Below are 21,395 nucleotides of genomic sequence, written 5' to 3'. Positions count from 1 at the left end.
CCCCAGCGTGAAGCCACCGAGCAGGGTGTGACAGCGGCGACGAGGGTCGCGCAGCCAGTTGGAGGCGGTCGGCATGGTGTGGGGTCCTGCGATGGTCCGCACCCCTTGGCCGCCCCTCCAGCGCCCCGGCCGGCTCCTCATCCGCCGTGCCGCCACCGGCGACCCGCGTGCACGGCGTTAGCCGTTATCCACACCCCCGAGCGGCTGCAGGCTCGTGATGTGAAGGTGCGCGACCGCTGCGAGCAGGGCTGACGCCGCCTCATCGAGCGGCACGCCTCGCACACTCCTGGTCACCACTTCGGCGAGATGCAGATCAGTACGCCCCGCCTCCTCGTCGTCGACGTGCTGCTCGAGTACGGCCAACGCGCTCGCGGAGTCGGCGGAGAACGCAACGGCCCGGTCCTCAACGGCCCGATCCTCGACAGCGTCCTCGTCGACAGCCTTGTTCTCGAGGGACGCTGGGTCTCGACCCGTCGATGGGTCAGCTAGTTGTCGCAGCCTGCGTCGAGCTGCTTCGCTGGATCGCGCGACGAGACTCTCGAGGGTTGCGGCAACCCCTTCGCCCGTTTGAGGCTGTAGCAGGTTGGCGTTGCGGGCGAGTTCGTCCACACGCTTCGCCGTCATCGGCAGCGCAGACCGGCCTGTGCTGGACGCAAGCTGGATACCGAGACCCAGGGACAGGCACCTCTGCGGGCCAAGGAACATAGGGGGTTTGTTGTCTGCTTGAGTTTCGGGGGCTCCTTGGGGCGCATCAGATACATGGGGCGCACCGGCTTCTCGACCCGTTCCTGAAGGCGCTTCGGCATCAGCCTCGAGCACGTCGTCAGGGACCACGGCCAGGACCGCGACACGTCCCAGCTTGTCTCGCTCGTCGTCGTCGAGGACCTCGAGTGCGGCCACAATGTCGTCGAGCAGCTCCACAGGGGCGAACACGGCCCAGCTTCGGTGGTCGAGCCACCAGGATTCCGGCGCCGGATCGTTGACCATCGCAAACGTCGCCTCCGGCGACTCGCGCAGCGCGTTCGCGAGGATCTCAGCGGATTCCAGAGCCTGTCGCTCGCGCACCTTCTCCCATATCTGGATGCTGGTCCCGCGAGGGTCGGCGGCACTGATGCGGCGCGACATCGCGGGCTCGACCTGCAGCGCGGCCGCCAGGTTGGCTGCGATATGCAGCGAGGCAGAAAGCTCCTCGGGCAAGACCTCGCCTTGTCCGTGCACCGACGCGCTGGCCCGGCTGCGTGCTGTGGCGAGCTCAGCGGCAGCGTCCCTGAGCCCCATCGCGGCGACGATGGGGCGCACGTTGTCATCATCAGAGCAGGCGCGGTTGACCGCATCTGCAGCTGCGGTGAGTACTTGCGTCGCGCCGTCGACCTGACGATCCGCGTAGTCACTGAGACTCATCGCGGAGTCAGGTCCGGCTCCGTCCAAGAGAGGTGGCGGGCTGAGTGCAGAGAGCTTGTGGCTGATGTCGGTGAGTTCAGATCGCCACGTCGCTCGACGTCGCGCGTTGTCCTCAGCCTTCAGTCGCAGGGGCAGTTCGTTGGCAACCGCCGTGAGAGCTGCGGCTATTTCGATCTGGATGGTGACGATCTCGGTCCATGTCTGCGAGGACGTGGCGCGGCGAAGGGCAGCCTGGAATCCCACGGCCTGCCGAACGCTCTCGCGCGGCTTGAAGCTCTTGCGCGGCATGTCCTTGTGGCCAGGTTCGTGGTCCGCGATGCGGTAGGGCCGGCCGTCTGCGGTCACGGTGGTCACCTCGAACTGGTGGAGCTCGGGGCAGGCGTCCTTGATTCGTTCCAGGCATGCGACGGCGGACTCGTTGAGCGCGTTGTCCGCCCCTGGCCGGTGAACGTCCCAAGGCAGCAACGGAGGCATCTCGCCTGAGCCGTCCGGGGCAAGGAGACGGACCACGTGGACCTTGGTGTCTTCGACGGCGACCGTCAGCGCCAGCTCATCTGCCCGGCACAGTGTCTCGGTTCGCTCGGCGGGGGTGCCCCAGATGTCGGCGAGTTGAGCAGTTGTCAGGTGGGGTGCGCAGCCCGCGACCAGCCGCGACCACAGAAGCGCTGATGACAGATCAGTGGGATCGTCCATGCGCCTGGCCAAAGCGGTGACAGCTTCGAGAGGGACAGTCAGCCGGTGTCCGCCGGCTTCGAGGACTCGCAGCGCGTCGACAAGGTCTGCGCCATCGAGGATCGTCGTCAGTTGCTGGCTCGTGAGGTGGTCGCCGACCCGGGCCACTGTCTGTTCGAAGTCGCTCCTGAGCGGAAGTTCTCCAGCTATGGCGACCACGCGCCGCAGACCCGCGCCGAGCGCGTCGTGCTCGATGATCCCCCAATCCATCCCTTGGTTGCGTTGCGGGTAGGCAAGGAACGCGAGGTTGGCAAGCGTCATGCCATCTGGGCGACGACTCTCGAGCATCGGAAGGACCTCGTGGACGTAGAGCGCGTTGTCAGCGCGCTCGGCTCCCTCAAGGAGGCTCGCCAGGTCGCGAGCTGTCATGTGTCCGGCGAACTCGTCGCGAAGCGCGTCAGCGACGTCGGGGACCGAGGTAGGGAACCGTTCAGCGACGCGGCGGATCATCCATCCGGCGTGGACGGGGTCGATGACGGCTGCTAGGCGGCTGAGGGTATCCCCCAGCCGTGGAGGCGGGTTCTGGTGTAGGAGCTCAACGAGCGTCGTGGAGCGAAGTTCATGAAGCCCCCGCCACCTGTCGCCCTCGCGCACCACGATGTGCTCGTCTCGCAGGACTCCCAGCGCGTCCCCGACGGGCGCGACAGCACCCGCACCCCTTGGGGCGGCCAGGGCTGCGGCGAGACGGTCCGCATGCAGACTCAGCCCGAGCGTGTGCGCCGTCGTGACGAGGCGCGCGGCTTCCCGCTGGACGTGACGCTTGGGGTCTTTTAGTGCCTCGACTTGAGCACCGAGGACCTGGCGCAGACGCTGACCAGTGCTGAGAAGAGCAACGAACTCCATGAGGAGGCCTTCTGACCTCTCGAAGGCTTCCTCAGGCGTCATCTTGGTCGTGATGCCTTGCCGGGTCATCCGCTCGCTGAGCAGCTGCGCGACCTCCATGCGAAGCCACGGCTCGACAACACGTGTCGCGCCGACGAGCAAGGTTGGCGTGAAGTCCTCGGATCGTGCGGCGCCCAGGAGCAGCACCTCGGGGAGTTCGCGCAGAGCCGAGGCTGCTGACGGCCACGCGGCCATCTCGGGCCGGCCGAGATTGTCAGCGACGACGAGGATGGGGGACGTGCGGGTGGGTCGCAATAGCCGCACATGGCGCGCCAGGAGCGCCGTGTCCCGTGCGTCCACGAGCCGTTCGACCCGGACGACTCTGGCTGCAGGGACGAGGTCTCTGGCGGCTCGCCACAGCAGCACCGACTTGCCGGACCCCGAGGGGCCGATCAGCATGACGCTCTGCTCGTCGTGTAGGCCCTCATCGCAGGCCCTCAGCTCGTCGGTGCGGACCACGTCGAAGTCGGCGGCCACGTGTGCGGGTTGTCCGTCGATGCCGAGGTAGAAGGTCTTAGCTCGCAGGTCATCGGCCGGCAAAAAACTGACCGGCGAGCAGACTCCGTCGGCCACTGCGACGTCGAGGCCTGTCACGTCGACCGCCTCTTGCGCCGCCGCAATAAGCGCGTCGATGTCACTGACTCGCACGCGCTTCGCAGTCGACACGGTCGTGCGGCGTTGAGCAGCCGCCGCTTTCGCGACCTCCTCGGTCAAACGGTCGACCCCGATGCCGGCGATCGCGGGGTGGAGTGGCAGCGCCTCGGCGAGCAGCGCCTCGCTCTCCTGCCTGATCCGGTAGGGCAGCTGTATTAGTCGAGACCGGCTAAGAACCTCGTCTGCCTCCTCCGCCGAAAGGCCGTGTCTGCGAAGGCCTGCGAGGATGCGGTCGCGCCCCGGCCCGACCTGCTGGCCGATGGTCGCGTCCCAGCCTGTGAACGCGATCTGTGATGCGAGGCCTCCGTCGGTGATAACAACGATCTCCTCGCCACGGGCGCTCGCCTCCGCGTGAGCCAGCGCCTCCGCGATCTTGGCCGCGCTCAGCTCGCCGTGGCCGGCGTCCAGCTCCTTCATCTGGACGAACCTGCGACTGCCGTCTGTGCAGCGGCAGTCAGCATCCTCGTAGCCCTCCGGCAGGAGATCGACGAACGGCAAACGCCCGGCCCGCGCTGCTGCCAAGAGGTAGACGCACACGCTCACTTGCCACGTGACTCCTGCAACGTTGCGAGCGCCTTGTCTGAGATCCGCCCACAGAGCTTCTTCAGACATCTCCCGTCGACGCTCGAGACTGGACTCGCCGTTCGACTTCGTGCCTCGAGCGCTGGACGGCGTCGCATCCGAATCTGCCGACGCGGGCTTCGTCGCGGGAAGGGACCGCGAATGCTCGGTGACCTTCATCGGCGGGGTGGGACGACGATTGGGCGTCGACTTCTTGCCTGCGCCGCGACCATTCTGCGTCCGTCGCTTCGGCCCCACGACCACATTGTGTCCGATTCGCAGGACACCCCGCACGGCGAGTTCGACAAGGTGGTTCATGACCCGTTCGGGCTTCGTCACAGCGCGCGTCTGTGCGCTCCACTCAGGTCAGCTCGCATCGGTGCGCGAGCGGTCACCGATTCGCTTCTAACCGAAGTGTTGTGGCCGACGGTCTCCAACCGGGCAGAGATCGGGAACAGCACCCGCTGGCATGGGGGTTGCCTCCATAGGCTGAGCGATGGGGGAAGCCGTTCTTTCCCCGGGTCGCTGATCAACCTGCCCGGCGCGGATCAGTCCACGATTGCCGGGCGCGCCCAACTAGGAAGGAACAGGTGTGACCACGCCATCGCCTCTCGCCTCCTGCTTCATCAGTTACAACCATGCCGACAAGCCGCTCGCCGTTGCGCTGGCGGCCGGGCTGAAGTCGTTGGGATACCGCGTCTGGATCGACGAAGGCGAGCTGCGGGTCGGTGACAGCCTGATAGCGGCCATCAGCCAAGCCATCGGGCAGGTCGACTTCCTCGCGGCGCTCGTGAGCGAGCACTCGATTGCGAGCAACTGGTGCCAGAAGGAACTGTCACTAGCGATGACCGAGGAGGTCACCGGCCGCGGGCTCACGGTGCTCCCTTGCAAGGTCGGAGACGTCGACATGCCTCCCGCGCTTGTCGACAAGGTCTACACCTCGATGGAACGGGACCGGGTCCCCGAAGCAGTCCAGCGACTTCATCGCGACATGCAAAGCCACCTGACCGGCACCACGCCGCTGCCGCCACGCCGCCGCTCGGCGACGGACCTCTCGCCCTCGACCAACGGGGATGCTGCTGAGTTGTCAGCTCTCGACCAGGCCAAGGATGCGATCGCGTATGGGCGCCGTCCCCTTGCAACGCTGGACTATCTGGGCACGCTGACCGACACAATCTCGGAATCCAAGGCACTGGCCGATCGAACCTTCAACACGGAAAACGACAACACGACCGCCCGCGAGCGGCGCGTGACAATCTTTCAGTCGACGACTGAGGCCGCCGCACTCACCATGTTCCTTTGCGCTCACGCCGATGAGCGCGACTACAGACGCGCCCTGGAGAGCATGAGACACCTCGGCCAGTGGCCCATAGGACACGGCGGCGCCACGGTGCTGTTGACCCAGCAGCAGGCTCCGGGCCTGCTCCTTCTCGCAGCCGGAGGGGTTGGCGCCGTCTCCGAAGAGCGCTGGGACTTGGTGAAACACCTGCTGAGTTCGGTCCGGGTCATGACGGCAACGGGCGAGGCGCCTCTCGCGACCGGTGTCGACCTGAGCAACGCACTCGCAGGCAAGACCTCGTTCACGCAAGACAGTCCCATGTCTCAACACGGACCGACGCTGGTCCACGACTACCTGGCCGCGGTCAACGGTGCACACAAGGTGATGCCTCGCCGTGCGTTCGACGACGCCTGGGAGCGCTGGGAATACATCTGGCAGGCGGCGGCGTGCAACGCAAACGGGAGGCTGCTCGGAGTGCCTCATCTGTCGATCACGGGCAGAAGCCACCACTACGAAGCGCAGAGCAAGGGATGGGCTGACACGTTGGCCGCCGCGCAGCCCTCGCTCCGCGAGTTGCTCGGCGAGCCGGGCGTGCCGCGAGCGTTCGACGCCATGCTCGCGGAGGTAGCTCAACGTGCCGCGTGGAGCACGATTCCCCGTCACTTGGCCGGCACGCTCCCCGGCTCGGGTTGGCGGGTCGACGAAATCGGGGAGTACGCGGTGCCCGAGCACGAGCGCATGGCCTGGAAAGACTTGCTCCCAAGTGAGTCATGACCGCGGCTAATCGTCTCGAGGGGAGCGTGGGCGCGTCTCGGGTAGTCCACGCTCCTTCGCCACCCGAGCGCGAACCTGCAGCTCGAGAAGATCGAGCCGAAACCAACGCCGACCGTCATGCACGACGTATGGCACCTGATCGCGTGCGCAACGCCCTTGTAGAGCGATCCGCGTGCATCCAAGGACGGCCGCCGCGGCTTCCATCCCCAGCCACTCGTGCTCCTCATCCGGAGGCCAAGGTCGAGAACGGGCCTCGTCCCGTCGCCGCTCTCGTTCCTCGACAGCTGCCGCTCTGGCGGCAGCCAGAGCGATGACTTGATTGCGAGACAGCGACGGGCGTTGTCCACGCGGGTTGAGCACACCGCGCCGGACCAACTTGGGGACGGTCATCCGATGCACGCCGAGCAGTTCGGCGGCCTCGCGCTGCGTCACCCACTCGGAACCCGGCACGCCAGCAGGTTACGGGCCATGCGCACGGCAGCGCGACGATCCACAGGGCGATGTCATCGCGCGCCGCATAGTCGAGCTCGCACCCGGGGGAACGCGTGGGTTGCTGCTGCGTCATCGAGCGACACCCTCCCTCAACGCCGAGCTTCGATACGTCGGAGCACTTTGAGTCGGAGACGCTTCATCCGGCGCCCGCCCCACGTCCAGACGCGCAGCACGGACCCCCGAAGGAGCATGACGTGGGCTAGTTGAGCCCGGTCACAACGGCGATCGCGGTGAACGTCTACAAGGCAGCTTAAAGGACGCGAAGATGACGCTGAACCTCACTGCCGACTGCGTTCTTCGTCTCTAGAACCGTCAGCTCCCAGGCAACATCTGCTGGCTGGTCCGCATATCGGCGGCCGCGTCGGACTCGAACTTGAGCCGCGGTGCGGGCCACTCGAGCATCCCCTGAATCTCGGCGACCAGGGCGGCGGGCGTGAGATTTTTCGCGATGATGGCCCATCTGAGGCTGGCAACGGCGTCGACTCGACGCAGGCACTGGGTCGTCATCGCGACCAGGTCAGAGACACGGACTGTGTCTTGTCCTGCCAGCGCAAAGTAAACCCACTGGGTCGAGTAGCGGGTCAGGTGCTCGTAGTTCGGGCGTCCCGCGAATGCGCGGCTGACTGATCGGACATAGATGTCGTTGTCGAACGGGATCGGGTCCCACCGTTCGACGGGCTCGAGCCGCACCTCGATGTTCGCGCCGTCGACGGTGTCGTCCCGGACGAGGACTGTGTGATGGTCTGTGATGACGCGACGCAACAACGTCTTTGGCATCGGACCAGCGTCCCCACGCAAGGTATGCCACCGGTCGGTGCGAGGCTCACCGGTGTAGTGGGGGGTGCGGTGTCTCGTCGAGCCGCTCCCCAGCCGCGGGTACCACTCCACCAGCCATTCCAAGATCCCCGGTAGTGCATCGAAGCCGTCCCCGCTGAGCTCGACGGGGTTCCTGTCCGTGCTCTGCTTGAACTCCAGAGCCTCTTGAGAGAGCGCGTACAGGACGTGCGATCGACGCAGCGAGTCAGCCACCCCCTTCGTCAGCTCCCGTTCGTCCGAGTAGTCACGAAGAACACTCACCACAGTTTGGGAGAGCAAGGACCCCGGCAGGTGTTTGGGGGCTCGACGCTGCCGCCACTCCATGACCAAGCGAAGTTCAACCCTCTCGACGACCGCGTTTCGAGTCTGCTTGCTTAGGACGGGCCCGAGCTTGAGGCTGAGGTCCGACTGCAGCTGGTCAGTGGAATACATCCTCGTGCCAGCTGCCGCGACGATGCGCGTTTTGGACAGGAACGCGCGCGGCTCGATCCGCTCGATCGAGGGGTACTCATGCCCTTGACCGCACACCCTGTTGCGCCGGAAACCCTGCAGCTCCTCGACCCACCGCGCTCGGACGGGCGCGGCCGTGCGCTGGCCGCACTCAGGACACGGAAACTCCGAATCCGACATCGGTACCCCCACCGCCATCGTGTGACCACCACCACTGGCCACCGTCGGCCACACACGATAGGGCAGACAAGGCCGCTGCCGAGCCCGTTCTCGGGCACCGCTAGACCAGAAATCGAGTTCCGCGAACCCGCTTCTACGAAGGCTGGAAGCGCTAGGTCGCGCCGTCCTACCGTGATGACGCAGAAAGAGATTCGACCCGGGTTAGGAGCCGGGCCGAATCGAGGTCACAAGTCACCGCTCGCCGCGAAACGAGAAGGGCAACGAAATGACTCCACGAACAGTACGCCTCCCGAGCCCGCGAAGCGACATCCACCCGCCTACAACCCCATCTAGCTTCAGGGCCGGCGCAGCGAGGCCCAGCTCGCGAACCTGGGCGACCCACGAGCTCACCAACCGTGAGTGCCGTGAGCTCGAGCGAGCCGCGTCCGCCGCAACCGCCGATCCCGCCGACAACATGGCCCAGTTCCGTCGCGAGGCGACCGACGCCTACCTCGGACTGAGCGCTGCCACCAGGGACTACCTAGAGCGCATGGCTGCGGGGACGACGGCGCGCCCGGAGCTGCTGATCCGCAACCTGCCGGACATGCCCGACCTCCCGCCCACCCCGACGGTTGGGCAGATGGCCGTCACCGGGAACACTCGCAGCGAGTTCATCCAGGTCGCATTCTCCGTGCCGTTCGGACTACCCACCTCGTACGCCGACCAGCGCGACGGACGGCTCTTTCACGACATCTACCCCATCGAGAAGAACGCCCTCGCCGTGTCGAGCCAGAGTTCCCAGGTGCACCTTGGGTTTCACACCGAGATGTTCTTCCACCCCGATCCGCCGGACTTCCTCTTCCTGCACTGCCTGCGTGCGGACCCCGCCGGCCTCGCTGAAACTGGCGTGACGGCTGTTGACGACATCACCGCCCTGCTCACGCCTTCGGAGATCGACGAGCTCCGCAGACCCCTCTTTGCCCTCGACCTGGCGAACCTGCATGGCGCGTACCTGCACGGCGGGCGCCGGATCACCGAAGCCGACCCCCGACCAGTCCTGCCGATCCTCCCGAACACGACGACGCCCGGGGCCGACGGCCGCTTCCGATTCGAGCCCGGTCTCACTACCCCCACGACAACCGCAGCCGCCGCCGCGATGAAGGCCGCCGACGAGGCCGCCGAGAAGGCGATCGTCACCGGCAAGCTCGAGGCCCGCACGATGCTGATCGTCGACAACCGTCGCACAGTCCACTCACGTTCCCCGTTCGTGGCCGCCTACGACGGAACCGACCGATGGCTGCGACGCGTGATGGTAAGCAAGCTCAGCGACGGATCCGACCTCGGGTTCCACGAGCGCCTCGACCTGGAGATGTGCCGGGCTTGGCGCGACCGCGGGGCCTTGATCAGATCCGTCGCCTACTCCAAGGACGGGGGCGCGGCATGAGACCCCTCACCTCCGACGTCGCCTGGCTGCCCGCCTTTGTCTACAACCACACTGAGGCCTCGGAGCTCGCCACCCACGTCGCCGAGGCCGTCACGGCGCGCGGAGTCGCACGAGTAGCTGGGTTCCCTGGGGACGCCAACGAGCTCGTCGCCTTCCTCGCGATGGTTGGCCCACCGCTGACGTACTACGGCGGGGACACCGGTTCTCACCCCGACCAGGCGGCCGTGTGGCGCGTGCGGTACGAGCACGAGGCGTCCCTGAGAGGCGAGACCCACGCACTCGAAGGCCCGCTCGCCGTTCACTCGTCCCAGTCGCTGCTCGAGCCCCGGCCGCACTACTTCTGCATGCTCATGGTCAACCCCGGATGGCAGGACAACGAAAGGGGGTTCAACGGCGAGTCGCTGCTCGCCCCCTGGGCCGAAGCCTTCAAGGCCCTCGACGAGGAGAACCCGGACTACGACGACCTGCTGCACACGCTCATGAACCCCATCCCCTTCCCCGATGGAATTGCCCGACCGCTCGCCTACCGGCTCGACGACGCCTACGACGACCACGACTTAGGTGTCCGACTCAAGAGTGGACTCCTCGCGTACCTGCGGGACAGCCAGCCCGGCACCGCAGCGCTTGCCGCTACTGAGCGGTTCGTCGACGCCGCCCGCAGAACGGCGCGGACCGTGCAGATGGCTGCCGGAGATTTGGTGGTCCTCGACAACGACCGGTGGGGCCACGGCCGACACAGTGTGATCGGCAGACGACGCGACGCCAAAGCACGGGTGCACACCAACCCGCGAGAGCTGTGGAGCCTCACCCTCCAGTAGCTGCGGTAAGCAAGCACTGACGGGTTCTCGGGCCGCAATCGCGACATGCCGGACTTCACGCCTTCAACCCGTCAGTGGATCTGTCGACCAAACGCCGAGCGCCCCGGGACCGACATCCCCAGAGGCCGCGCTTCGTGTAGCCAGAGGAGTTCTTGATCCGAGAAGGAGTCATTCCGTGACCACCCGCTCCAGCCGCGACCATTCCGTCAGACCGCACCGCGTATCTCTCGCGTCACGGGTCGCCATCCTCGACGGCCCGCCCGACACACCCGCCGAGACCAGCAACGCTTGCGCCATCGCGGGGCTTGAGACGTCGCGTCTCCTCGCAGAACGCCTGTCTCGGTCTACGCAGCCGATGTGTGCGGCTCACTTGTCCCGACTTTCGCCGAACGCATGGGGGTGACGCACATGTGGTTGAAGGCGCTCATCGCGCTCTCAGGACTGCTGCTGGCTGCCGCGCTATCGCTGCGCACGGGCTTGATCGGCGTGGTAGCACCGGATCTGGTTCTCTCTGCCGGCTGGTTCGGCGCGGACGCCGACCGGCTCACCAGCTTGGTGCTGGCCGGATCGATGGTCTCGCTGATGCTGAGCCTGAGCTATCTGGTCATCCGACGCCGCCGAGCCGCCGGCGGTCAGGCTGAGGCAACCGCTGACTCCAGCAGTGCGGTCGGGATGGTCGCAGCGATGCTTGGGCTGGTTACAGCCGTGACGAGCACGGTCGCCGTGCTCTTCCCGTCCACGCCCTACGATCTCGCTGCGCCTGCGTGCCGCGGCGCATACCTTCAAGGATCGGCCTTCTACGCGCAAACACTCTCCGCAGGCGTCAGCGCCCGTCGCGGGCCCGGCCGTGGCTATCAGCAGGTCGACCGGTTCGAGGGGGATTGCACGCTCGGCTTCGAGGGCTACTGCATCGGGGAGCCCGTGCCCAACCAGCTGACCGACCTTCCAGACTCGAGATGGTTGATATTGAACGGCGGATCCGCCCTGGTCTCCTCGGCGGTGCTGCAGGTGCAGTCTCAACCCACGAATGGTGACGCAGGGACGCCACACGAGTCATGCGAAAAACTCGGTGGGTACCCCGCACCGGAGAAGCTTCGGTTTCGGGCAGTCATGAAGCCGGGATCAGCCAACGAAGTCCGACTCTCGGCAACTGCAACCGGCGCTCCGTTAGTCGGATACGCACAGAAGGTCATCGACCCGATCGATGGGTCATACCCGTACTCACCCATCGGATCGCCGAAAGACAACAGCCCAGGATTCAGCGGCACCTGGTTGGCAGGGTCAGACGTCGACCTACTTTCCAAGGGCACCGGAACCATGCAACTGGTGGCCTCCGCGTGCCTCTCCGCCGCGTTTCCCATCGGTGATCCGGTCGTCTACCTCGCGCGGTATCGAAGGGGCACGCTTCGCACGCTCACTCGGTTGAACGCCCCGCCGGCGGACTCCGCAGTCCTTGCCAACACGGCTTGCTACGGGACGCCCCGCTAGGAGCGCTACCTCACAGCGGCTCTAGTGCAACCGCGTGGCGGCACCCAGCCCACCTACGACGTGTCCCTCGGATCGCTTGACCAATTACTCGACTTGCGCGTCGATGCGCGCGATGGCCAAACCGCGATCGATCTCCTTGCGAGGCGTCCTCTGAGTGCCTTTGAAGAAGACGTGGGTCGCGCGGAGCGTACGTCGACCGCACTGCTGTCCGGCATCGTAGAAAGCCAGCCGCAGCTTGCCACCCTTCAACTCCCAGAGCTCGTCGCGCAGGTGGTTCAACTCCTCGGGGACTGGGAGTTTGCCGCGGGCGCAGTAGCGTCCCAGGCGATCGTTCAACGTGGCGAGTCCGTCGAGGGAGCGACCGCTGCGGAAGATCGACTCGAGTTCCATCGCGGAGGGGTGCTCGGAGGCGTTGTCCCAGGCGGCTTCGACGGTGAACAGACGACCTTCTTCGAGGATCGCCCTGCCACACGACGCGCATGTCCTGAAGACAGCGTTAGTCACCTCGAGACCCCCACGGCGTCGGCTGATGCAGCACGCCCGAGACTAGCTGGGGTCACTCGCCTGCAGTGGGATTGCTCGCCTCGGAGAGGTCACCGAAGGACATGCCAGCGGGCAGGTCGTGGCCTCGACGCAGCATCCCCATGGAGATGTTGGTCATCCCGAGACGGTCCGCAACGGACTGCACGCCCTCGCGAAGGTACGGGTAGGCGACGTACAGAGCGACATTCGCTCCGAAGGTCGTCAGGTCACCACGATCGACGGGCTCCAGGGCTGCGGGGTCCAGGACCTCGTAGCTGCACACGACTGAGTACTCGATCGTGGCGACACTGTCGCCCTCGTCGTCCTTGGGCTCGCATCGGACGTCGAAGCGATAGTCGAGCTGCTCATCATTGCGCTGCCACTGCGGGTGCACGATGAACTCGAACTGCGTCGGCTCGCGCCCCGAGGTGCGTGAGCCACCGAGCTTTAGGGCATACACGTTGATCAACTCGACGCTGTCGACCACTGCCCGCAGGCCGTCGCGCTCCGGTTCGCTCACGCGGCCATTGAGTAGTCGGCGCGGCGGACGGGTCGCAACTGGTGCTCGACCGGCGGTGTGTCGGTGGACTCCACGGTGGTGTTCATCTCTGACCAGAAGAACTCTGCGTGCGGGGTCCCAGCATCCATCAACGCCAGAACATCGACGTGGGTGGTCCGAGCCACCTGAGCCGCGGCGCGTGGGCGCGCCGAGATCTCCAGGTCCATGTCCATCGCATCGAGGTACTCAGCGATGGTGTTCACCCGCAGGTTCCCGTCGCCTGTCAAGGCGTTCGTTACAGCCGACTTGCCGCGCCCGAGCTTTGTCGCAAGCGCAACGCGGGTCATGCCGGCGGTCTCCAAGGCATCATGGAGCAGTTCGAGAACGTCTCCTCGCAACTTGGCGGCCGCCATGGCGCGACGACCCTCAGGGGTCGACGAGAGAAGGTTGGAAAGCGTCATGGGAAGGTCCTTCGGTAGCTAATCCGCTGATCTCGACGTTGGCGCGTCCCAGCAGCGGTCAGTCCTGTCTGAGCGACAAGGTACACGTATGAGTGTACCCATGTCGTCGGCCGCGGCAAATTGACTGCGACTAGTCCAGACGCACAGGCCAACGGCGGAGAGTCAGCCTTCGGTCGTCCTCCAACAACGTTCGCACGGACGACGCATGCCCGGCTGGCGGCTGACCCAAGATGAAAGGGTGGAGCCGTGACCAGACATTGGAGTGCCTTCCAAGGAGATCGTGGCGAGATCGATGTGATGCGGGAGCTGCTCGACTGCGGCGCGGCGATCAACGCACTCACCGCATCAGACTCCGGCTGGGACTTGCATCTCCACTTGCCCGAGCGGCCCATGCACATCAACGCCGAACCGGCCGGCCACCTGAACCGCACCAAGTTGTCGTGGCGACTGGCCGGACGTACCGCGCACATCCAGGTCAAGCGCACGACCAGCTCGAGCGTCACGCTCAAGGTCGGCACCGTTCGAGGCTGGCTTACGGGCACCAGGGCCGGGACACCCACGTTCCTGGTGATGGTGCGCGACAAGCCGGACGGCACCACGTCCCGACTGATGGCCACGCCGGCAGCGCTCCAGCACTGGCTCGACTCGAACGAGCATCGCGGCGAGGCAGCGGAGCACACGCTCGGATCACGGGCGATGATGCGCTTTGATGCCAAGACGTTTGGCTGGAGCGCCCACATGTGGTGCCTCTACCCTGAGGTGCTACTAACGCACCCCGTCGTGGAGCGGGCGGCTCATCGGCGCCAGTTCAGCGATGCGGAAGTCGTCTCCTTCACCGCCGAACTCATCGCCGGGTGCTTGGGCCATGACGGAACTGACATGGACGCAGGCACCGTGTGGTGGACCACCGGCTCGTGGGGCTTGGCGCAGAGCTCGTTGCAGATGCTCAAGCCCAACCTCAACGCCCTTGCGGCCCAGGCGCTGGAGGACCTGGTTCAGGCAGAGGTGTCGAGTCATGCGTCTCCTACACCGGGTCGAAACAGGGGCGAGGATTGGCGAGGCACGGGATTGCCTGTCTCTTACTTGGGCGGCGACCCACGCAGTGGCGCTTCGGCGTTCCACGTCGCGCACGATGTCATTGCCAATCTGCACAAGTGGATGACGGCAGTCCGAGGCACCGGCTCGCCGGCCGGCTGGTGGACCTTGCCTCACGTATCGACCGAGGACCCTTCCGACACCCCGTAGCCGTCGGAGCAGCCGGCGCCGGCCGACGCGGCCAGAACGCAGGACGCGTCCGCGCCAACACGCTCAGGTTGATCGCTGCGCCGAAACTAATTCGGCGCCCACAGCGGGCTCGCACTCTGCCACGAGCCCTCCGCACCCAAGTGCGACAACGGTACTGTGGCGACGCTCGGATAACCGCGTACCACCGCAGGCAGCAGCGCCGTTCGCCCCAGATCGAGCCGGTCGAGCAGGAACTGGATCAGGGTGAGCTGGCCGAAGGTGCGGTTCCACGCGGTGGAAGCCTTGTCCAGGTCCGGGTGAACGCCGACGCGAGGTAGCCGCGGGGTGATGGTGTGGACCTTGTTGAAGAGACGGCCGTGATGCGCGCAGGTGTTGCGGACCAGGTTGAGCGACTTCAACCAGCTGGTGAGCTGTGGCGCGGTGAGTCCGCAGGCGTCGGCGACCTCGTCTTGGGCGGCGCGAGGCGCGAAGCCGTAGAGGAACGACAGTCCGCCCCAGTCGAGTAGCTCGACCGCCGCCCACACGGGCAGACGTCCGCCGTACTTGTCGTGGTGGTGCGCGACGAAGTCCTCGCGTGACCTGCTGAGCTCCCACTCGTAGTTCTCGCGCCACCGCGCGTACTCATCCCCGGCACGCGCGGTCGGGCCGAGCTTCTCCACGTCGAGGTGCGCACACGGGTCTACCTTTCCGAGCTCGTGGCCGAGCAGGGCGCGCATCGTGAGCTCGATAGGAGACAGCACCGAGAAGGTCGCGGCTCGAAGTCGCGCATCGAACTCGTAGAGGGCAACCACATCCGCCAGCCGGGTCCCGGGAAAGAAGTCGTCGACTCGCTTGCCCGAGACCAGTTGACGAAACGGGTACCAGTAGCCGCTGAGTCGGTAGTAGTTGACCCGCTCCAGGGTCTGCGCAGCAGTGTCAGGATCGCCCACATCCATCCCCCGGGCCGACAGCAGCTGAACCTGCTGGGCGTAGGTCTGGTGGGCCTTCACCTCATCGTGCACGCCGATCACCTCCGGGGACGACTGCAGCCGTCCTCTCGACCAGCGGGAAGTGCGCCAAGGTGGACGAGAAAGAGAAGACCGGCCCTGGACCTACCGAGGTAGGCGGAACCGGTCGTGATGACGAAAACGTATCACGACGCGAAGGGACCGCACACACTGTCGGCTCTGATTGGGTGAAGCATCCGGATGCAACGCTCGATCGCCCATTGCGGCACCCGGTGGACCAACTTGTTTGCGGTGTCATTGTCAGCCCCCGCCCTCGCTGCGACGGGAGGGGTGCACTCGGGCTGCGGCGACGCGCTGCAACTCCTCCAGCGTGAGGAGGAAGTCGTTGCGGCTGTAGCCGCGCTCGCGGGCGTCCATGATCTTTCGGAACTCGGCGAGCATCCGCAGGTAGGTGTCGAGCATCGGCCAGTGGGAGTTCCCGTCGTCGTGACGCTGCACCTGCGGCTGCAGCTCCTGCCAGCGGCCGTCGGACATCAGGAACTCGACGTAGCTGGCCATGTGGGACTCAAGCGCGTTGTTGTGGTCGAAGCCTCGGAAACCGAGATCGCGAGCGAGGTCTTCACCGACGGGCGTCCCTTGCTTCGCAAGGTCGTCGATGCTGTAGGTGAGGATTCGGAACATCTGCAGAATGTCCACGGTCCGCGCGCAGTCCCTGCTGGACAGCTCGGTGCGGAATCCGGAGGTCTCGTACCAGTACTCACCTGTGAACCCCTCCTCGAGGATCCTCGCCCGCATGAGCTGGTACTCGAGGTCTCCGTCGACCTCCCTGCCATCCTCGGGCAGCACGCGACCCAGGATGCGATGCAGGAGGGAGAGCACCTGTCGGTCCACGATGCGCATGCTCTCGGGCGCCGGCTCGTCGCCGTGCTTCATCTCGCGTTCGTACACAGGCACGACTGCACCCAAGAGGAGGTCGCGCACGAATTCGCTGAGGCTGACGCCTGCCTCCTCGGCCTTCGCTCGCAACTGGTCGCGAACGTGGTCCTCGACCCGGATGTTGAGCACAGCCACCCCGCACCTCCTTTTCGCGTAAAGGTGTATGACGTACATCGTAGACATGTCATACAGTCATACGCAACTCGCATGCGACCCCAACCCACAATCAGATGGTCCGAGGAGCGCCGACCTCGGCATTGGGGCCGGTTGGGCAACTTGTCCGAAGGCGCCGTCGGCTCGGAGCGCGGCGCTTCATTTCCGCCGTCGTTCCCGCCTCGACCCCGATTGGCTACAGGGACTCAGGTGTCGGTGCCCGCAGGCACAATCACTTCATGACCCGTTCTGTGGCAGAAGTCGATGTCGGTCAGGCTGCGCGCATCCGCGCGCGAGCGCTGACTGAGAACGCGGCGATCGTCATCCTGCCGCTTCGGAACGATGAGCGGACGGGCAAGGCAGTCTACGCGGAGGACACGCTCTTCCTTGCCAAACGGCTGCAGGCAGAGGGTGTGCGTGCGACCTATCTCGACGCCGTTGGCGACCGGGTCTTCGTCTCGGAGAACAGTGCCGTCCTCGCAGCGGTGGGATCCCTTGCGCTCGGCATCGTCGGAAGCGCTGCCTACGACGGCCTGAAAGCGCTCGTGACGCGCATCTGGCGCACCGATGCGGGCGGGGTAAGCATCACCGTCACCGACGCCACGAACCCAGCGGCGACACAGTGGGTCGTGTCTGGCGAGCGGGCCCAGGTCGTCCAGACAATTGAGGAGCTCAAGGCCCGTGCTCTACTCCCCCGCGCGACCGCCGCGTCCAATCTCGTCCCCGCAGACGAGGGCCCGCCACCGAGTTGGACGAGCAAGATCCCCTCCGCCCGAGTGGACGCATTGATCGACGAGCGCCTAGACGAGGCCGACGAGCTTGCAGCGCTGGCGCAACGAATGCTGGCCCAACATCCCCCAGAGGTCCCTTCCGTGAATGCGGACGCTGAGGCCATCGCGGTACGGGCGCTGGGTCGCTATCGCTCAGCCCTTGACTGGGCCGAGGACACCGACCGCGAGCATGAAGTCCACGAGCGTCTTGATGCCGCTGGCAAGCGCAAGCGGCATGCCTTCGGCTGCAAGATCGAATACGAGGACAACACCTACTACGAGACCTGTCCCGTGTCACTGGGCCACGTCCGGGTGGGGCTGAGCGTTGGCGGCACGGCTACTCGGCTGTGCTCGCTCTGCGGTGAGGACATCAGCGCGTGCGAGCACGACCCGACGCACACCTACCTGGTGCCGGGAGGTTCCGCGGTCCGCGACTACTGCCGCATCTGCGTCGAGAGTGACTGCAAAAAGCACAAGTCGCACCTGTTGTACGAGGCGACCCCCGTCGCGATCGTCACGCAGTTGAGCGTCGACGAGGTCAGCATCGTCGCTCGCCCAGCTCAGCCCGACGCCCGTATCTACCGTCAGAGCATCGACATGAAGGAGCTCGAGCGCGAGCTCGGTGCCGACTTCCGGCCGGGAATGACGCTCCATTGCAACAAGTGCCTCAGCGAATGCGGGGGCTTGAAGCAGGTCTCGCTCCGCTAGCCGGCTCGGACTCCCAGCCCCGGCGGCGGCCCGCGACCTCGTGCCGCGCAACGCTACGGGGCGGTCCCAGTTTCGCTCGCCGCACCCGAGCGCACCGGGCGCCATACTCGATGCGAGAAGCACGGATGGCCGACGCTTCGTCGGGTGCGGTGTCGGGCCCGTATGGCATCCCGGACCACGGCGCGCAGCGGGGACGCAACCGGGATGCCGCTCAGCCCGTCAGGGAGAATGAACTCGTGCCACTTCCTTCCGTGAGTGACGTACAGCTGCAACTCGTCCTGGTTATCTACCGGCTCTTCGAGCGCGCCAACGACTGGCCCACCTTGGAGTTCGTGGACTATGAGTTCGATGGACTTGGTCACCCAGATGCCGTACAGGTCCTGCGTTCGATGCCCCCGGCAGTCATCAACGGTCTCGAACACGGGGCGGCGCCCTCGCCCGCCGAGGGCTGTCACTGACCATTCGCGGGATGGCCTTGGCCGCAGAGCAGAACAGTCTGGCGCACACCGACTTCCGGGCGTTCTGCGCCTCGGTGAAGCTCGCCCTTGAAACTGCCGGCGGCACCCGTCCACCTCAGGCACCGGTGCTCGAGAGCGCCCTCATATCTCGCCGGGTCACGCTCCCCGCTTCGGGACGTCGTGAGCTGATCACGAGGATCGGGAAGCAGTGGTCCGTCAACGGGCATTTGTGGACTGGGATGACGTGGGAGCCGGGCGGCACATGGGCAGCCACCGTCAACCGTGGTGGCGTGCGGGCGTACCGCGACGCGACCGACATACCGCAGTTCGTCGCCGCTGAAGAGCGCAGAATCAACGCAGGAGCCGGGCCCGTGCCGGCCGAACTGCGCCTGGCGGCCGCCATCCCAACCGTGGCCGCGGACCATCTACCGTCGTGGTTCTCGGCCCTCCCGGACTCCATGACCGACGACGTCGGCACGCGGATGCTCAGCGGCCATCGCGAGGATGCGTTCGTCCAGGCATGGAAGACGCTGTCGTCAGAACTGAGCGAAGCCGCCGACCTGTCCCTCGATGGCGTCGACCTGGTCAATCAGGCCTACCGGAAGCTCCAACGCTCGACCTCATCCGCCTCGCAGCGAAACGAGTACGAAGGCTACGTCGAGATGATGCGCGGGTTGGCGCGGCTGCGGAACGTGCATGCGCACCCCGGCGCGCGCCCCTTGACCGATCTCGAAGTCACGGCCTTCATCTCGATGTGCGGTGCCTGCATCTCGTGGGTTCGCTCGTTCGACTGGGCGTCAGTGCAGGCCGATCCGTCGCCTTGAGACATCGACCCTCGGGTGGGTTGTGCCGATTACCGGCGAGCTACGGTCCGGTCCGTTACTCTTAGCGACAGAAGCCCCGGTGGACCCGAGACCGCCGGGGCTTCTCTCACACCCAGGCATGGACGAGTTGCCGGCGGGCCGTGGCCGCGCGCCAGCGCGCGACGGCCCCACATCGTGACTCGGTCGGGAACGATACGAGCCTGCTGCCTGAGGCAACGCTGAAGTAGTTATGGCGTCTGCCCGTCCTCCGCCTGGAGTCTCTTCTCTCGTAGCCGACGACGTTTCGCTCGACGGGCTTCGGCGACGCTTCCCGGGGGCGGAACTTCGTATTGGGGAGCCTCTAGGCCTCGTATCAGCTCGCCAGGGTCGACCTCGAGGACATGGGCCAGCCGCAGAATGTTGTGCAGCGTCAGGTTGTTCTGTCCCCGCTCGACCTGCCCAATGTAGGACCAGTGGAGTGCAGTGCGCTCGGCGAGATCCTCCTGGCTCAGATCGAGCTCATAGCGTCGTTCGCGAATCCTGTCGCCAAACTTCCCAGTAGCGGCAGACAGCGGCGGTTTGCCGGCGGCGTGAGGCATGCGGACACTTCATCCATCTCGTGTCCATACATCCAGAGACTATTCATCTAGGACGAATAGTCTGTCACAGTAACTCGGTGTCCTCTGCAGTACTTGCACCCGCCGCACGCGTCTGGTTCGGCGACCAAAGTGTTGCGTCGCAAGTCGTGAGGGTGCACGGGACTGCCTCCTCCGCACACACGCGATGCATGACCAACCGCCGCAAGACCCAGACGACCTCCCGCTCGGCACAAGGAGACGCGGACCCGCGTGTGACCCCCCTCGACGAACTGCTCATCACGGGCAGGTTGTGTACACCCGACGAGGTCGCCGAGATGCTGCGCGTGAGCACTCGAACTCTGGCCGACTGGCGCACCGGTCGAGCAACAGGCCACGCTTTACCCTTCGTACGCATCGGCGGACGGGTGATGTATCTCTTGCGCGACGTCAACGCCTATCTGCTCCAGCGCGTCGAGGCGGCGGCAATGCGTCGGGACGCGGACGCATGAGTGTCGGCAAACGAGGACGCCCGGCGATCCCCGTCGGCGAGCGTGGGGCCTTCCGGCCGAAGAAATCCGGCGCGACCTGGCACTGCCGAGTCCGCTACCGAGACTTCGACGGAGTGCGACGAGAGTTCACCGCCAGTGGCCGAACCCAGCAGGCGTGCCTGGACGATGCAGCACGGCGCTGGACTGAGATCAGGAGCGACCTAGAGTCCACTCGGGGTCGAGTCGAGACCTCGATGGAGATCGTGGCCGCCCGATGGCTGGACTTCGTAGCCCTGCAGGTCAGGAACGGTCAAAAGACACACAGCACCCTGAAGCAATACAGCGACTGCTGGCGCGGCACGTTGGCACCGCTGCTTGCACACTTTGACGTCAATGAGTTGACCCGCGCCCAGGTTCAAACACTCCTGTATGAGGAGCTGTTCAGGCGCGACCGGCATGGCCAATACGTCCTCGACGAGGACGGGAACCTGATCCCTCTGGTGGGCAAGCAAGCACGACACGTGCTCGGCGCCATCCTGAACTTTGCCGCGGACCGCGGATATCGCCATGACGGCATGAGCCCACTGTTCGGTACCAAGGCACCCCCAAAGCGCCCACGAGGCGCCCGCATCGAGAGGGTCCTCACCGAGGCAGAATGGGCGGAGCTCCTTGAGATGGCCCGAGTCGCCGCGCGTCGACCGCGAGCCGCCCCGCACCTCTACTGGATGCTCGTGCTCATGTACTACACCGGCGTCCGCATCGGGGAGGCGGTCGGCCTGACCCACGCAAAGGTGCACCTAAGCCTCGATCCACCGATGGGCTTGGGGTTGTGAGCGCGTCGTGAAGTGAGAATGCCCTTACGTGCTGGGAAAATCGG

General features: G+C 65.8%; 18 protein-coding genes. 10 read left to right on the top strand and 8 right to left on the bottom strand.

Annotated features, from left to right (window positions below):
* Nucleotides 1–177 precede the first annotated feature (177 nt).
* Entirely contained in the window at nt 178–4,569 is a 4,392-nt protein-coding gene (locus Q1B24_RS12695; protein WP_299928926.1) for a hypothetical protein, read from the bottom strand.
* A 253-nt stretch (nt 4,570–4,822) separates the two neighbouring features.
* On the opposite strand from Q1B24_RS12695, the gene Q1B24_RS12690 reads away from it, so the two are divergent.
* Nucleotides 4,823–6,283 (top strand): toll/interleukin-1 receptor domain-containing protein, encoded by a 1,461-nt coding sequence (locus Q1B24_RS12690; protein ID WP_299928923.1) that lies wholly within the window; start codon nt 4,823–4,825, stop codon nt 6,281–6,283.
* Between the two features lie 804 nt (nt 6,284–7,087).
* Here the strand turns inward: Q1B24_RS12690 and Q1B24_RS12685 are convergent.
* The gene (locus Q1B24_RS12685) at nt 7,088–8,023 is read right to left on the bottom strand and encodes a hypothetical protein (RefSeq protein ID WP_299928920.1); all 936 of its coding nucleotides are present in this window, start codon (nt 8,021–8,023) and stop codon (nt 7,088–7,090) included.
* A gap of 817 nt (nt 8,024–8,840) precedes the next feature.
* Between Q1B24_RS12685 and Q1B24_RS12680 the strand changes: the two genes are divergently transcribed.
* From Q1B24_RS12680 to Q1B24_RS12670, 3 genes are all read left to right on the top strand, one after another.
* Nucleotides 8,841–9,644: a TauD/TfdA family dioxygenase gene (locus Q1B24_RS12680; RefSeq protein ID WP_299928917.1), complete on the top strand. Its 804-nt coding sequence runs from the start codon at nt 8,841–8,843 to the stop codon at nt 9,642–9,644.
* Nucleotides 9,641–10,462 carry a TauD/TfdA family dioxygenase gene (locus Q1B24_RS12675; RefSeq protein ID WP_299928914.1) on the top strand — a complete coding sequence of 274 codons (822 nt, stop codon included), beginning with the start codon at nt 9,641–9,643 and terminating at the stop codon, nt 10,460–10,462. The genes Q1B24_RS12680 and Q1B24_RS12675 overlap by 4 nt, the downstream gene beginning before the upstream one ends.
* A gap of 408 nt (nt 10,463–10,870) precedes the next feature.
* Nucleotides 10,871–11,950: a hypothetical protein gene (locus Q1B24_RS12670; RefSeq protein ID WP_299928911.1), complete on the top strand. Its 1,080-nt coding sequence runs from the start codon at nt 10,871–10,873 to the stop codon at nt 11,948–11,950.
* Nucleotides 11,951–12,034: 84 nt separating this feature from the next.
* On the opposite strand, the gene Q1B24_RS12665 is transcribed toward Q1B24_RS12670, so the two are convergent.
* Genes Q1B24_RS12665 through Q1B24_RS12655 form a run of 3 tightly spaced genes read right to left on the bottom strand, consistent with a single transcriptional unit; the run spans nt 12,035 to nt 13,432 of the window.
* On the bottom strand, nt 12,035–12,454 hold the full coding sequence (locus Q1B24_RS12665) for a hypothetical protein (RefSeq protein WP_299928908.1): 420 nt from the start codon (nt 12,452–12,454) through the stop codon (nt 12,035–12,037).
* Between the two features lie 52 nt (nt 12,455–12,506).
* Nucleotides 12,507–12,992, bottom strand: coding sequence for a hypothetical protein (locus Q1B24_RS12660; RefSeq protein WP_299928905.1), 486 nt, complete (start codon nt 12,990–12,992; stop codon nt 12,507–12,509).
* Entirely contained in the window at nt 12,989–13,432 is a 444-nt protein-coding gene (locus Q1B24_RS12655; protein WP_299928902.1) for a helix-turn-helix transcriptional regulator, read from the bottom strand. The genes Q1B24_RS12660 and Q1B24_RS12655 overlap by 4 nt, the downstream gene beginning before the upstream one ends.
* A 246-nt stretch (nt 13,433–13,678) precedes the next feature.
* Here Q1B24_RS12655 and Q1B24_RS12650 point away from each other — a divergent pair, with 246 nt between their 5' ends.
* Complete coding sequence (locus tag Q1B24_RS12650) at nt 13,679–14,677, top strand: hypothetical protein (protein WP_299928899.1); 999 nt, start codon at nt 13,679–13,681, stop codon at nt 14,675–14,677.
* Nucleotides 14,678–14,763: 86 nt separating this feature from the next.
* Here the strand turns inward: Q1B24_RS12650 and Q1B24_RS12645 are convergent, their stop codons facing one another.
* Nucleotides 14,764–15,678 carry an Abi family protein gene (locus Q1B24_RS12645; RefSeq protein WP_299928896.1) on the bottom strand — a complete coding sequence of 305 codons (915 nt, stop codon included), beginning with the start codon at nt 15,676–15,678 and terminating at the stop codon, nt 14,764–14,766.
* 246 nt (nt 15,679–15,924) lie between these two features.
* Nucleotides 15,925–16,734 carry a YfbU family protein gene (locus Q1B24_RS12640; protein WP_299928892.1) on the bottom strand — a complete coding sequence of 270 codons (810 nt, stop codon included), beginning with the start codon at nt 16,732–16,734 and terminating at the stop codon, nt 15,925–15,927.
* A gap of 218 nt (nt 16,735–16,952) precedes the next feature.
* Between Q1B24_RS12640 and Q1B24_RS12635 the strand changes: the two genes are divergently transcribed.
* The 3 genes from Q1B24_RS12635 to Q1B24_RS12625 all read left to right on the top strand — a co-directional run bounded on the left by Q1B24_RS12635 (nt 16,953) and on the right by Q1B24_RS12625 (nt 19,473).
* Complete coding sequence (locus tag Q1B24_RS12635; protein ID WP_299928889.1) at nt 16,953–18,191, top strand: hypothetical protein; 1,239 nt, start codon at nt 16,953–16,955, stop codon at nt 18,189–18,191.
* A gap of 125 nt (nt 18,192–18,316) precedes the next feature.
* Nucleotides 18,317–18,649, top strand: a complete 333-nt coding sequence (locus tag Q1B24_RS12630) for a hypothetical protein (protein WP_299928887.1) — start codon at nt 18,317–18,319, stop codon at nt 18,647–18,649.
* Between the two features lie 11 nt (nt 18,650–18,660).
* Nucleotides 18,661–19,473: a TIGR02391 family protein gene (locus Q1B24_RS12625; protein ID WP_299928885.1), complete on the top strand. Its 813-nt coding sequence runs from the start codon at nt 18,661–18,663 to the stop codon at nt 19,471–19,473.
* Nucleotides 19,474–19,700: 227 nt separating this feature from the next.
* Here the strand turns inward: Q1B24_RS12625 and Q1B24_RS21860 are convergent, their stop codons facing one another.
* Complete coding sequence (locus tag Q1B24_RS21860) at nt 19,701–20,051, bottom strand: helix-turn-helix transcriptional regulator (protein WP_366916490.1); 351 nt, start codon at nt 20,049–20,051, stop codon at nt 19,701–19,703.
* A 188-nt stretch (nt 20,052–20,239) separates the two neighbouring features.
* Between Q1B24_RS21860 and Q1B24_RS12620 the strand changes: the two genes are divergently transcribed.
* Both Q1B24_RS12620 and Q1B24_RS12615 read left to right on the top strand, forming a co-directional pair.
* Nucleotides 20,240–20,539 (top strand): helix-turn-helix domain-containing protein, encoded by a 300-nt coding sequence (locus Q1B24_RS12620; RefSeq protein ID WP_299928883.1) that lies wholly within the window; start codon nt 20,240–20,242, stop codon nt 20,537–20,539.
* A gap of 233 nt (nt 20,540–20,772) precedes the next feature.
* Nucleotides 20,773–21,351 (top strand): hypothetical protein, encoded by a 579-nt coding sequence (locus tag Q1B24_RS12615; RefSeq protein WP_299928881.1) that lies wholly within the window; start codon nt 20,773–20,775, stop codon nt 21,349–21,351.
* Nucleotides 21,352–21,395 lie beyond the last annotated feature (44 nt).

Origin of the sequence: uncultured Nocardioides sp., from assembly GCF_947488025.1 — a bacterium.
Classification (GTDB): domain Bacteria; phylum Actinomycetota; class Actinomycetes; order Propionibacteriales; family Nocardioidaceae; genus Nocardioides.
This window is presented reverse-complemented; position numbering and strand designations above follow the sequence as displayed.